This window comes from Methylibium sp. T29, assembly GCF_000576205.1.
GTDB classification, from domain to species: domain Bacteria; phylum Pseudomonadota; class Gammaproteobacteria; order Burkholderiales; family Burkholderiaceae_C; genus Methylibium; species Methylibium petroleiphilum.
In genome coordinates, this window is record NZ_AZND01000099.1 from 1 (window position 1) to 12,662 (window position 12,662).

At 71.6% G+C, this 12,662-nt stretch carries 9 protein-coding genes and 2 pseudogenes; 4 read left to right on the plus strand and 7 right to left on the minus strand.

Annotated features, from left to right (window positions below; translation table 11 throughout):
- A pseudogene (locus x551_RS24370) lies at positions 1–592 on the plus strand (SDR family oxidoreductase); the annotation flags it as partial.
- Between the two features lie 45 nt (positions 593–637).
- On the opposite strand, the gene x551_RS12650 reads toward x551_RS24370, so the two are convergent.
- The 3 genes from x551_RS12650 to x551_RS12660 form a co-directional block, all read right to left on the minus strand.
- The gene (locus tag x551_RS12650) at positions 638–2,977 is read right to left on the minus strand and encodes an EAL domain-containing protein (protein ID WP_253950368.1); all 2,340 of its coding nucleotides are present in this window, start codon (positions 2,975–2,977) and stop codon (positions 638–640) included.
- A 152-nt stretch (positions 2,978–3,129) separates the two neighbouring features.
- On the minus strand, positions 3,130–4,062 hold the full coding sequence (locus x551_RS12655; protein ID WP_253950369.1) for a DMT family transporter: 933 nt from the start codon (positions 4,060–4,062) through the stop codon (positions 3,130–3,132).
- 39 nt (positions 4,063–4,101) lie between these two features.
- Entirely contained in the window at positions 4,102–4,425 is a 324-nt protein-coding gene (locus x551_RS12660) for a hypothetical protein (protein ID WP_036230056.1), read from the minus strand.
- A gap of 63 nt (positions 4,426–4,488) precedes the next feature.
- On the opposite strand from x551_RS12660, the gene x551_RS12665 reads away from it, so the two are divergent.
- On the plus strand, positions 4,489–5,484 hold the full coding sequence (locus x551_RS12665; protein ID WP_011830625.1) for a quinone oxidoreductase: 996 nt from the start codon (positions 4,489–4,491) through the stop codon (positions 5,482–5,484).
- 10 nt (positions 5,485–5,494) lie between these two features.
- Here the strand turns inward: x551_RS12665 and x551_RS12670 are convergent, their stop codons facing one another.
- The 3 genes and pseudogenes from x551_RS12670 to ileS all read right to left on the minus strand — a co-directional run bounded on the left by x551_RS12670 (position 5,495) and on the right by ileS (position 9,761).
- Positions 5,495–6,322, minus strand: coding sequence for a DUF2189 domain-containing protein (locus tag x551_RS12670; protein WP_036230053.1), 828 nt, complete (start codon positions 6,320–6,322; stop codon positions 5,495–5,497).
- A 100-nt stretch (positions 6,323–6,422) separates the two neighbouring features.
- A complete protein-coding gene (lspA, locus tag x551_RS12675; protein ID WP_036230089.1) occupies positions 6,423–6,917 on the minus strand; it encodes a signal peptidase II in 495 nt (164 codons plus the stop codon).
- A 4-nt stretch (positions 6,918–6,921) separates the two neighbouring features.
- Positions 6,922–9,761 (minus strand): annotated as a pseudogene (gene ileS, locus x551_RS12680) (isoleucine--tRNA ligase).
- A gap of 241 nt (positions 9,762–10,002) precedes the next feature.
- On the opposite strand from ileS, the gene x551_RS27390 reads away from it, so the two are divergent.
- Positions 10,003–11,040, plus strand: coding sequence for a hypothetical protein (locus x551_RS27390; protein WP_036248788.1), 1,038 nt, complete (start codon positions 10,003–10,005; stop codon positions 11,038–11,040).
- On the opposite strand, the gene pqqA is transcribed toward x551_RS27390, so the two are convergent.
- Positions 11,015–11,089: a pyrroloquinoline quinone precursor peptide PqqA gene (gene pqqA / locus x551_RS24380; RefSeq protein WP_081771315.1), complete on the minus strand. Its 75-nt coding sequence runs from the start codon at positions 11,087–11,089 to the stop codon at positions 11,015–11,017. The genes x551_RS27390 and pqqA overlap by 26 nt on opposite strands.
- A gap of 190 nt (positions 11,090–11,279) precedes the next feature.
- On the opposite strand from pqqA, the gene x551_RS12690 reads away from it, so the two are divergent.
- On the plus strand, positions 11,280–12,650 hold the full coding sequence (locus x551_RS12690) for an ATP-binding protein (protein WP_036248793.1): 1,371 nt from the start codon (positions 11,280–11,282) through the stop codon (positions 12,648–12,650).
- Positions 12,651–12,662 lie beyond the last annotated feature (12 nt).

The window sequence follows — 12,662 nt, forward strand, 5'->3', positions numbered from 1 at the left end:
GTGCGCGCGGTGGCCGGCGACATCACCACCGCCGAAGGCCGCGCCGCGGCGCTGGCGGCCTGCCCGCAGGTCGACATCCTGGTGAACAACGCCGGCGGTCCGCCGACCGGCGACTTCCGCGACTGGGACCGCGCCGCCTGGATCGCGGCGCTCGACGCCAACATGCTGACGCCGATCGAGTTGATGAAGGCCGTGGTCGATCCGATGATGGCGCGCGGCTTCGGCCGCATCGTCAACATCACGTCGGCGGCGGTGAAGGCGCCGATCGACATCCTGGGCCTGTCCAACGGCGCGCGCTCGGGGCTCACCGGCTTCGTGGCCGGCCTGTCGCGCACGACGGTGGCGCGCAATGTGACGATCAACAACCTGCTGCCCGGCCCGTTCGAGACCGAACGACTCGCCAGGACGCTGGAGGGTGCCGCGCAGGCCAGCGGCCTGACGACGGCGCAGCGCGCGCTGAAGAACCGCGGGGCGCTTCGGCACGCCGGCCGAGTTCGGCGCGGCGTGCGCCTTCCTGTGTGGCGCCCAGGCCGGCTACATCACCGGTCAGAACCTGCTGATGGACGGCGGGGCCTACCCCGGCACGTTCTAGGGCCTGCGCAGCACGGGCGCGAGCCCTCCGGTCGCGTCAACGGCCCTAGCGCCGCGAGGCCCAGAGCTGCAGGTCGGCCTCCGAGAGCGGCGGCGCGATCCGCAGGCCCTGCAGTTCCTCGCAACCCAGCTCGCGCAGGAAGCGCTCCTGGACCTCGGTCTCCACGCCCTCGGCGATGACGGTCATGCCCAGGCTGCGGCCGAGCTGCACGATCGCCCGCACGATGGCCGCGGCGTCGGCGTTCTGCGGCACGTCCTGCACGAAGGATCGATCGATCTTCACCTTGTCGATCGGCAGTTCCTTCAGGTGACCGAGCGACGAGTAGCCGGTGCCGAAGTCGTCGACCGAGATGCGCATGCCCAGCGCCTTGAGCTGCGCCAGCGTCGCCTTCACCTCGTCCAGGTCGTCCATCAGCATGCGCTCGGTGAGCTCGAGCTCCAGCCATGCCCCGTTCACCTGCTCCTGCCGCAGCAGTTCGGCCAGCGAGTCGACGAAGCCGCGCTGCTGGAACTGCATGCTGCTGAGGTTGACCGAGATCGGCAGCTCGAGCCCCTGCGCATGCCAGCGCCGGGCGCAGCGCATCGCCTCGCGCAGCACCCACTGGCCGATCGGCAGCATCAGCCGGCGCTCCTCGGCCACCGGGATGAAGTCATCGGGCAGCAGCGGGCCGCGCTCGGGATGGTGCCAGCGGATCAACGCCTCGACCCCGACCAGCCGGCCGTCGCCGGAGCGCAGCTGCGGCTGGTAGTGGAGCTCGAAGGCCCCGGTCTCCAGCGCCTGCGCCAGCTGGCTCTCGACCACCAGCGCGTCGTAGGCGGCGCTGGCCACCACCGGGTCGAAGAACTGCACGTTGGCGCGACCGCGCGCCTTGGCCATGTACATCGCCGCGTCGGCATGCTGGATCAGCTCGGCCGGCGTGCGGCCATGCTCGGGGAACAGCGAGACGCCAATCGATGGCGACACCGAGATCGAACGGCCCGCGGCCTCGAGCGGCGCCTCGATCACCGCCAGCAGCTTGCCCGCCACCTGCTCCACGACGCTGCGGTCGGTCACGCCCGGGATCAGCACCATGAACTCGTCGCCGCCGAAGCGTGCCACCAGGTCGTCGGCGCGCAGGTTGTCGGTGATGCGCGCCGTCACGGTCTGCAGCAGCAGGTCGCCGACCAGGTGGCCGAGCGAGTCGTTGATGCGCTTGAAGTGGTCGAGGTCGATGAACAGCAGCGCGATCTGCGCATCCCCGCTGCGGTGCGAGGCCGTGAGTCGCTCGAGCTGCAGGCCGAATGCGGCGCGGTTGGGCAGGCCGGTCAGCGCGTCGTGGTGCGCGAGGTGGTGGATGCGCGCCTGCGCGGCCACGCGCTCGCGGATGTCGCGCACGATCACCAGGCGCAGCCGCTCGCCGCTGCGCATGATCGAGCGGGTGATCAGCTCGACCGGGATGCGTTCTCCGGCGCGGCCGAGCGCGACGCTCTCCCACGCCGCCTCGGCGCCGGTGGCCAGCGCCTGCTGCGCGCGCGGCAGGTGGTCGGGCGCCAGGAACTCCGCGGTCTGCCGGCCGATGACCTCGTCGCGGGTGTAGCCGGTGAGCTCGCAGATCGGCTCGTTGATGTCGATCACCGTGCCGTTGCGGTGGAACAGGATGCCCTCGGCGCTCGCCTGCATGAACTTCGCGAGCCGTTCTTCCGATTCGCGCACGGCGCGCTCGGCCAGCCGGTGCTTGGTGATGTCGGTGACCCGCACGAAGGCGCCCGACAGCTCGCCCTCGTCGTCGAAGTTCGGCAGCACGTCGACCTCGAGCCATTGCGGCCGGCCGGCGGCATCGGTCAGTTCGCGCTCGTAGGACACCTGGGCGCGGGTCTCGACCACCCGCTCGATGTAGGGGCGGATCTGTTGCCAGCCGCGCTCGCCGACGATCTCGGCCGCGGTGCGGCCGAGGATGTTCTCGGGGGTCCAGCCCAGTGCGCTCGCATAGTGGCGGTTCGCGAAGGTGCAGCGGAAGCCCTGCTGTTCGTAGTAGGCGATCAGCGCCGGCACGTTGTCGGCCAGCACGCGCAGCTGCGTGGTCTGCTCGCGCAGCGCGAGCTCGGTGCGCTTGCGCGCGCTCACGTCGTGCAGCGCGCACAGGCAGAGCTCGGTGTCGCGGTTCCAGCGCGCATCGCACTCGAGCCAGCCGACCTCGCCGCCGGGCCGGCGGAACTGCAGCTCGAGGCGGAAGCGGTCGGCCGTGTCGAGATGGTCCAGTGCCTTCAGCAGCTCGCGGCGCGACGGCGCGGAGAGCCGGTCGAGCCACGCCTCGCCGTCGGCGGCGGCGTCGCGGTGCCAGCCGGTGCATGCCGCCAGCGGTTCGTTCACGGCCAGCAGGCGCGCGTCGCGGCCGATCGCCATCATCAGCCCGGGAGCCGATGCCAGTCGTGCGCTTGAGGAAGGGCGACGTCGCGGGAGGTGTGCATGGGAGCGGCTGCCTGCGCCGATCATAGCGAGCCGACCGCGCCACGGATGCGACCAAACGTTCGTCGGACTAGGGGCTGGAGAGGGGCTGTCTAGGGGCCGTCGCGGCGTCCGGGCGTCGATCGTCGCGTCGACACCCCGATGCCGGCCACGATCAGTGCGAACGCCACGCCGTGGTACCACTGCGGCAGCTCGCCCAGCAGCGCGGCCGACAGCAGCGCGGCGAACAGCGGCGTGAGGTTGCCGAAGAAGGCCGCCGCCGCCGGACCGGCCAGCGCGACACCCAGGCCCCAGCAGCGGTAGGCGATCAGCGAGGGGCCGACGGCGACGAACAGCAGCGCGGCCACCACCCAGGCGTTCCATCGGATCGGCGCGCTGCCGAGCGCCTGCTCGCCCGCGGCGGCCGCCGCAGCGCTGATCAGTCCGAACGCCACCTGCACCAGCAGCACCTCGGACCAGGTCCACGGGCGCGGCACCTGCCCCTCGGCCTGCAGCAGCGGCTGCCGCGCGCCGCGCAGATGCTCCGGCGGGCGCGCCAGCATCCAGCTGTAGAACGCCCACGCGACGATTGCCACCAGGATGTAGAGATCGCCGGTGACGAACTGCACGCGCGCCAGCGCCGCCGGGTTGCCGCGCGCGATGACCAGCGCCACGCCGGCCAGCGACAGCGCGGCGCCCGCGAGCTGGCGGCGCTGCGGACGCACGCCATGGAACAGCGCGCCGATCGCGAGCATCCAGACCGGCATGCTGGCGGCGATCAGCGTCACGTTGATCGGCGTGGACGTCTGCAGCGCCAGGTACTGCAGCGCGTTGTAGCTGCCCACGCCCAGCGTGCCGAGCAGCAGCAGGTGCGGCCAGCGCGCCGCCAGTTCGCGCGGCGCGCGGAACACCCGCCAGCCCAGCGGCAGCAGCAACAGCAGGGCCAGCCCCCAGCGCAGCAGGTTCAGCGTCAGCGGCGGCACGCTGCCCACCGCGAGCCGGCCGACCACCGCGTTGCCGGCCCACATGAGGGGCGGCAGGGTCATCAGCAGGGCAACGCGAGGGGTCAGGCCGGTCATCGAAGCTCAGAGCCGACTCGGCGGGTCGGGCGGCATGGCGGCGCCGCAGTTCCAGCACTGCTCGAACGGACCGTCGATGCGCTCGCCGCAGCCCGGGCAGACCCACAGATGCGGCGGGCAGTGCGTCAGCTCGTCGAGCATGACGCTGGCGCGGTCGAACTGCTCCTCGTGCTGGATCCAGACCTCGGGCAGGGCCTGGTCGGGCGGCACCTGGCCGGCGATGCTGCTGGCGAATGCCCGCTGCACCGTGGCCGCGATGCCCGCCTGCCCCAGCAGGTCGGCCCACAGCGTGGCGATGGCGAGGTTGGGGGCAGGTCGAAGTCGGCGCATCGGCAAGGGGTTTGGGAACCCTGGCACGATACCGGAGAACACGAAACCCCCGAGGACTCCCGCATGCCCGCAGCCACCGTCAAAGCGATCCAGGTCCCGCACGCCGGCGGTGCCGACGCGATGCAACTCGTCGACCTGCCGATCGGGGAACCCGGTCCCGGCGAGGTGCGCATCCGCCACCATGCCTGCGGGCTGAACTTCATCGACGTCTACCAGCGCAGCGGCCTGTACGCCTTGCCGATGCCGCTCACGCTGGGCATGGAGGGGGCCGGCGTGATCGAGGCGGTCGGCGCCGGCGTGACGCACCTGCGCGCCGGCGACCGCGCCGCCTACGCCAGCGCGCCGCCGGGAGCCTATTGCGAGGCGCGGGTGATGCCGGCCAAGTGCGTGGTGCAACTGCCCGACGGCATCGACTTCGAGACCGGGGCCGCGATGATGCTCAAGGGCTTGACCGTCCAGTACCTGCTGAAGAAGACGCTGCCGCAGGGCGGCCTGCAGCCGGGCGACAGCGTGCTGTTCCATGCCGCGGCCGGCGGCGTGGGCCTGATCGCCTGCCAGTGGGCGCGCGCGCTGGGCCTGCGCCTGATCGGCACCGCCGGCAGCGACGAGAAGTGCGCGCTGGCCGTGCAGCACGGCGCCGAGCACGCCATCAACTACCGGCGCGAGGATTTCGTCGCGCGCGTGAAGGAGCTCACCGGCGGGCGTGGCGTGAAGGTGGTCTATGACTCGGTGGGCCTCGACACTTTCGAGAAGTCGCTCGACGTGCTGCAGCCCTTCGGCCTGCTGGCGAACTTCGGCAACGCCTCGGGCAAGGCACCGCCGGTGGACCTGGGCGTGCTGGCAGCCAAGGGTTCGCTGTACGTGACCCGACCGACGCTGTTCACCCACATCGCCACGCGCGAGAGCACGCAGGCGATGGCCGACGACCTGTTCGCTGTCGTCGGCAGCGGCGAGGTGAGGATCCCGGTCGAGCGTCGCTATGCGCTGGCCGACGCGGCGCAGGCGCACCGCGACCTGGAGGCCCGCCTGACCACCGGCTGCAGCGTGCTGCTGCCCTGAGCCGGGCGGCTCAGCCGCCCGCGGTGCCGGGCGCGCCGACCGCACTGCGGTAGGCATGCCAGGACGCGTGACCCAGCACCGGCCCGACCACCAGCAGGCCCAGGAACTCCGGCAGCATCGCCAGCACGACCAGCACGACGATCAGCGCCGCCCACGCCAGCATCACGCCGGTCTGCGTCAGCACCAGCCGCAGGCTGACCAGGGCGGCGGTGATCGCGTCGGCCGGCCGGTCGAGCAGCAGCGGGATCGACACCGCACTCACCGCGTAGATGAGCCCGGCGAACACGCTGCCGACCCCGACGTAGGCGGTGATGAAGCCGAGGTTCTGCGGGTCCAGCAGCGCGAGCAGCGAGCCCTTGAAGTCGGGCATGCCGTCGAAGCTGAGCGCGAACACGATCAGCGCGGCGCGTCCCCACAGCATCTCGAGGATCAGCAGGGCCCCGCCGAACAGGGCCATGCTGCCCGGCCGTTCGCGCCAGGCCCACAGCGACGCGGCCAGCGAAGGCCGCTCGCCGCGTTCGAGCGCGCGGCTCGCGTGGTAGAGCCCGGTGCAAAGGAAGGGGCCGACCAGCAGGAAGCCGGCCGACAGCGCCAGCGTGTAGGCCGGTGCATGGCGGAACACCAGCATCAACAACCAGCCCATCGCCACGAAGCAGCCGCCGTAGAACAGGCCCAGTCCGGGACAGCGGCGGAAGTCGTGCCAGCCGGCCGCCAGCCAGCGCAGCGGGTCGCCGAGGTGCAGTCGGGCCAGCGGCAGGTCGAAGGCGGTCAGCGCTGCGCCGGGCGGCGGACCCAGGTCGGGTGCGGGTCCGAGTGGCGCGGGGTTGTCGGAGGTCATGCGCGCAGCGTAGACGCTGCGCGGCCCGCGGTCCTAGCGGGTAGACACCGAGCACAAGGTCGGTGGCAGCGGCGGGGCCGGCCCCGCGGCCGCCCGGTCGTCAGCCGCGTCGCACGCGCCGCAGTTCGTCGAGGATCAGCAGCGCGGCGCCCACGGTGATGGCGCTGTCGGCGATGTTGAAGGCCGGGAAATGCCAGCCGGCCCAGTGGACGTCGAGGAAGTCGACCACGTAGCCGTGCAGCAGCCGGTCGATCACGTTGCCGATGGCCCCGCCGAGGATCAGCGACAGTGCCCAGGCGAACAGGCGCTGGTGCCCCTGGCTGCGCAGCATCCAGACGATGAAGCCGGCCGCCACCAGGCCCAGGCCGACGAAGAACCAGCGCTGCCAGCCCGAGGCGCCGGCCAGGAAGCTGAACGCCGCGCCGGTGTTGTGCACGCGCACGATGTTGAAGAAGCCCGTCACGTGGCGTGCATCGCCGTACTGGAAGTGGCCGAGGATCAGCGTCTTGGTGAGCTGGTCCAGCACGATCACGATCAGTGCGACGCCCAGCCAGGTGAGCAGGCCGCCGCGGCCGAAGGTCGTTGTCCTGGCCATGGCGTCAGGCCACCGTGCGGCTTTCGCCGGCACCGTAGAGATTGTTGGTGCAGCGGCCGCAGATCGTCGGGTGGGCCGGGTCGGCGCCGACGTCGTCGCGGTAGTGCCAGCAGCGTTCGCACTTCGCGGCGCTGCTCGGCGTGACCGCGACCGTCAGCGCGTCGGCCGCCGCCGCGGTGGCGGCCGAGGTGATGAACACGAACTTCAGGTCCTCGCCCAGTGACTGCAGCAGCGCCAGGTCGTCGGCCGGCGCGCCGACCGCCACCGTGGCCTGCAGCGATGCGCCCACCGCGCCGGCGGTGCGGACGGCCTCGATCTCCTTGTTGACGGCATCGCGGATCTCGCGCACACGGGTCCACTTGTCCAGGCGCGCGGCCTCGGGGGGCGCGAAGGGGGTATAGGTCTGCGTGAAGATCGACGGCGACACGCCCGGCGCGAAGATCGGCCAGGCCTCCTCGGCGGTGAAGCTCAGGAACGGCGCCATCCAGCGCAGCATCGCGCCGGTGATGCGGTGCAGCGCAGTCTGCGCGCTGCGCCGCGCCAGCGATTTCGGGGCGGTGGTGTAGAGCCGGTCCTTCAGCACGTCGAGGTAGAACGCACCGAGGTCTTCGCTGCAGTAGACCTGCAGTTTCGCGACCACCGGGTGGAATTCGTAGACCTCGTAGTGCGCCAGGATCTCGGCCTGCAGCTGCGCCGCGCGGTCGATCGCGTAGCGGTCGATCTCCAGCAACTGCCCGTCCGGCACCGCGTCGGTCGCCGGGTCGAAGTCGCTGGTGTTGGCGAGCAGGAAGCGCAGCGTGTTGCGGATGCGCCGGTAGGCGTCGACCACGCGTGCGAGGATCTTGTCGTCGATGTTCAGGTCGCCCGAGTAGTCGGTGCTGGCGACCCACAGCCGGATGATCTCGGCACCCAGCTTCTCGCTCACCGACTGCGGCACCACGGTGTTGCCGAGCGATTTGCTCATCTTGCGGCCCTGGCCGTCGGTCGCGAAACCGTGCGTCAGCAGGCCGCGGTAGGGCGCACGGCCCTCGATCGCGCAGGCGATCAGCAGCGAGCTGTGGAACCAGCCGCGGTGCTGGTCGTGGCCCTCGAGGTAGAGGTCGGCCTCGGGCCCGCCGTCGTCGCGGCCGGCGCCGGCATGGCTGCCGCGCAGCACGTGGAAGAAGGTCGAGCCGGAGTCGAACCACACGTCGAGGATGTCGGTGCTCTTGGCGTAATCGCCGGCTGCCTCGCCCAGCCACTCGCGCGGGTCGAGCCGTGACCAGGCCTCCACGCCGCCCTGCGCCACCAGCGCGGCGGCGCGGTCCATCAGCGCCAGCGTGTCGGGGTGCAGCTCGCCGCTCACCTTGTGCAGGAAGAAGGGCAGCGGCACGCCCCAGTTGCGCTGGCGGCTGATGCACCAGTCGGGCCGGTTGGCGATCATGTCGCGCAGCCGGGCGCGGCCGTTCTCGGGGTAGAAGGCGGTGGCGTCGATCGCCGCCAGCGCGGTCTGGCGCAGCGTCTTCGGCGCCTTGTCGACGGTGAACACGCCCTCGCCCTCGTCCATGCGCACGAACCACTGCGCCGCGGCGCGGTAGATCACCGGCGTCTTGTGGCGCCAGCAGTGCGGGTAGCTGTGCTCGAGCTTCGCGGTCGCCATCAGCCGGCCGGCATCCTGCAGCGCCTGCACGATCAGCGGGTTGGCCTTCCAGATGAACTGGCCGCCGAACAGCGGCAGCTCGGCCGCGTACACGCCATTGCCCTGCACGGGGTTCAGGATCTCGTCGTGCTTCATCCGTGCGCGATGCAGGAGTTGAAGTCCTCCACGCCGTAGGCCGGCGCCGAGTGGACGATGCCGGTGCCGTCCTCGGCGGTGGCGTAGTCGGCCAGGTAGACCGGGCTGCGGCGCGCGTAGCCCGGGTGCACGTGGGCCAGCGGATGGTGGAACTCCAGGCCCTCGAGCGCCTGGCCGGCGGTCGTGGCGAGCACCGTGCCGGCCAGGCCGTAGCGCGCCAGGCACTTCTCCACCAGCGCATTGGCCAGTAGCAGCAGGCCGCGCTCGGTGTCGACCAGCGCGTACTCGAGCTCGGGGTTGAGGTTCAGCGCCTGGTTGGCGGGAAGGGTCCATGGCGTCGTGGTCCAGATCACCGCGAACGCGTCCTTGGCCAGCGCCGGCAGGCCGAAGGCGGCGGCGAGCTTCTGCGGCTCGGCGGCCAGGAAGGCCACGTCCACCGTCGGCGAGGACTTGTTCTCGTACTCGATCTCGAACTCGGCCAGCGAGCTGCCGCAGTCGAAGCACCAGTACACCGGCTTCAGACCGCGGTAGACGAAGCCGCGCTCCATCACGCGCTTCAACGCGCGGATCTCGCCGGCCTCGTTGCCGAAGTCCATCGTGCGGTAGGGCTGGTCCCAGGCGCCGAGCACGCCCAGGCGCTTGAAGTCGGCCCGCTGCTGCTCGATCTGCTCGGTGGCATAGGCACGGCTCTTCGCCTGCACCTCGTCGCGCCCCAGGCCGCGGCCGTGCAGCTTCTCGATCTGGTTCTCGATCGGCAGGCCGTGGCAGTCCCAGCCCGGCACGTAGAGCGCGTCGTAGCCGGCCAGCTGACGCGCCTTGACGATCATGTCCTTCAGCACCTTGTTCAGCGCGTGGCCGATGTGCAGCTGGCCGTTGGCGTAGGGCGGGCCGTCGTGCAGCACGAAGCGCGGCCGGCCGACGCGGGCGTCGCGCAGGCGCTGGTAGGTGCCCTGCTGCTCCCACTGCTTCACCCAGCCCGGTTCGCGCTTGGGCAGGTCGCCGCGCATCGGGAAGGGCGTGTCGGGCAGGTTCAGCGTGGCGCGGTAGTCGGTGGGCTGGTCGGTGCTCATGGCGTTCTCGGCGCGGCCGCGCGGGCGGCGCGCGGCGGGGACAGGCAGGGGTGCGTCGGCGCAGCGGGCGCCGGCGCCGCAGGGTCAGCGGCCTGAATTCGATCGCGGGTGTCTGGCGGCGCTCGGCCGCATGGGCCGCGTGCGGGCTGCTCGTCAGCCACTGGCGCGCCTGGCTCACGTCCTGCGCGATCGCGGCGGTCAGCGCAGCGAGCCCGTCGTAGCGGGCTTCGTCGCGTAGCTTGTGCAGCAGTTCCACGCGGACGAGTTTACCGTAGCCCCCCTCGGCGCCCAGGTGCGCAGGCCAGTCCAGGCAGTGCACTTCAAGGAGCACCCGGCCGCTGTCGTCCACCGTGGGGCGGGCCCCCAGGCTGGCCACACCGTCGAGCGGCTCGGCGGTCAGGCCGTGGGTGCGCACGACGTAGATGCCGTGCGCGGCCGGCTTGGGGTGGGGGAAACGCAGGTTCAGCGTGCGGAAGCCGTCGCCGCCGTCCGGGCCGGCGCCGAGCTCGCGGCCCAGCTTGCGGCCGTGGGTGACGTGGCCGCTGATGCTGTAGGGCCGCCCCAGCAGGCGGGTGACCAGCGCCATGTCGCCGGCGCCCAGCGCCTCGCGCACCGCCGAGCTGCTGACGCGCAGGCCGTGCACCTCGTAGCTCATCATCCGCGCCACGTCGAAGCCCTGGCGTTCGCCGGCGGCGTCGAGCATCGCGTAGTCGCCGGCCCGCTTCGCGCCGAAGCAGAAGTCGTCGCCCACCAGCACGTAGCGCGCCTTCACGCCGCGCAGCAGCACGTCGTCGATGAAGGCCTGCGGCGACTGGTCGGCGAAGGTCTGGTCGAAGCGCAGCACGACGACGCGCTGCACGCCGCAGCGCGCCAGTTCGCCGAGCTTGTCGCGCAGCGTGGCGATGCGCGCCGGCGCCTTGGCCGGGGTGCCGGCACGCGCGGCGAAGAAGTCGCGCGGATGGGGCTCGAAGGTCAGCACGGTGCTGAGCAGGTCGCGGTGCTCGGCCTCGCTCTTGAGCAGCGCCAGCATCGCCTGGTGGCCGCGGTGCACGCCATCGAAGTTGCCGACCGTGACGGCCGACGCGCCGCCATCGGCCAGCAGGATGTGGTGCAGACCTCGGAACACTTGCATCGGCGGATTATCGCGACAGCGCGCGCAGGACCCTGTCGCCTCGGGAGCAGACGCAAAAAGGCCCGCTCGAGGCGGGCCTTCCTGAACCGGCCCGGCGCAAGGCCGGCCGGAACCGTTGTCATCAACGGTTCGAGATGTACATCGTGATCTCGAAGCCGTAACGCAGGTCGGTCGCTTGGGGCTTTTGCCATTGCATGTCGAATCTCCTTCACTCGGGTGGCACAGGGCCGGTTTGGCGGCTGCGGAGTGAACGGTTTCCCGTCAACTCATGGCTCATGATGCCCACGTGAGCGGCCGTCGGGCAGGGTCCCGGCCATGATTCGCGCCTCATGATTTTCTGGAATCGGCGCCGCGCCGGTGGGTGGCCGGCCGATACCATGCGGCGCATGAGTCTGCGCTTGAAGATCCACCTGATCGTCGGTGTGCTGGTGGCGCTGTGCCTGGTGGCCGTCATGGCGCTGCAGGTCAAGAGCGCGCGCGACGCGATCCGGGAGGAGATCGAGGCCGCCAACCGCGTGGCCGCGCAGTTGCTGCAGCGCACGCTGTGGCTGCAGGCGGCGCGCGGCACGCCGGCGATGATCGGCTACCTGCAGGGGGTAGGCCGGGTGCGGGCGAACGACATCACGCTGCTCGACGGCAAGGGCGAACTGGTCTACCAGTCGCCGCCGTCGCCCTACAAGTCGGGCCGAGATGCGCCCGACTGGTTCGTCGATTTCATGGCGCCGCCGCTGGAGCCGCAGAAGATGGATTTCCCCGACGGCACGCTGGTGGTGCGGGCCGACCCCTCGCGCGCGGCGCTCGATGCCTGGGACCAGTTCGCGGTGCTGGGGTTGGCCGCGCTGGGCGTGTTGGCGGTTCTCAACCTGGTGGTGTTCTGGGTGGTCGGCCGCACGGTCGAGCCGTTCGGGCAGATCGTCGCGGCGCTCAACCGCATCGAGGCCGGGCAGCTCGACGTCACGCTGCCGCGCCTGCCGGGCACCGAGGCGGCTGCCATCGGCGCCGCCTTCAACCGCATGGTGGTGGGCGTCAGCGAGCGCATCGAGGCCGAGCGCCGGGCCGCGCAGGCCGAGCACGAGCTGTCCGACCGCCGCGACCTGGCACGCTGGATCGACCGCCACCTGGAGCAGGAGCGCCGCCTGATCGCGCGCGAGCTGCACGACGAACTGGGCCAGTCGGTCACCGGCATGCGCAGCCTGGCGCTGTCGGTGGCGCAGCGCGTCGCCATCGCCGACCCTGAGGCCGCGCGCGCCGCGCAGGTGATCGCCGAGGAAAGCTCGCGCCTCTACGACGCGATGCACGGCCTGATCCCGCGGCTGGCGCCGCTGGTGCTCGACGTCTTCGGTCTGGCCGATGCGCTGCGCGACCTGGTCGAGCGCACCCGGGTCAGCCAACCGCAGGCCAGCGTCGAGCTGCACATCGACCTGGGCGACGTGCAGCTGGGCAGCGAGGCGACGCTGGCGCTCTACCGTGCGGCGCAGGAGGGGTTGACCAATGCGCTGCGCCACGGCCAGGCCAGGCAGCTGAACGTCAGCCTGCATGCCGAGTCCGAAGGCGCCGAGCTGCAGGTCGACGACGACGGCCAGGGTCTGGCACCCGACTGGCGCGAGAAGGCGCGGCAGGACGGCGGCCACTACGGCCTGCGCTGGCTGGCCGAGCGCGTGGAGGCGCTGGGCGGCGTGCTGCGCATCGACAACCGCAGCCCGCGCGGCGTCGCCCTGCGGGTGTGGTTGCCGTTCACCGTGGCGGAGCCGGCGTGAAGCGCGCATCGG

Bases quoted from the DNA above. Each gene is read 5' to 3' on its own strand.
- x551_RS12650 (WP_253950368.1), bottom strand. From the start codon at position 2,977: ATGATGGCGATCGGCCGCGACGCGCGCCTGCTGGCCGTGAACGAACCG.
- x551_RS12655 (WP_253950369.1), bottom strand. From the start codon at position 4,062: ATGACCCTGCCGCCCCTCATGTGGGCCGGCAACGCGGTGGTCGGCCGG.
- x551_RS12660 (WP_036230056.1), bottom strand. From the start codon at position 4,425: ATGCGCCGACTTCGACCTGCCCCCAACCTCGCCATCGCCACGCTGTGG.
- x551_RS12665 (WP_011830625.1), top strand. From the start codon at position 4,489: ATGCCCGCAGCCACCGTCAAAGCGATCCAGGTCCCGCACGCCGGCGGT.
- x551_RS12670 (WP_036230053.1), bottom strand. From the start codon at position 6,322: ATGACCTCCGACAACCCCGCGCCACTCGGACCCGCACCCGACCTGGGT.
- lspA (WP_036230089.1), bottom strand. From the start codon at position 6,917: ATGGCCAGGACAACGACCTTCGGCCGCGGCGGCCTGCTCACCTGGCTG.
- x551_RS12690 (WP_036248793.1), top strand. From the start codon at position 11,280: ATGAGTCTGCGCTTGAAGATCCACCTGATCGTCGGTGTGCTGGTGGCG.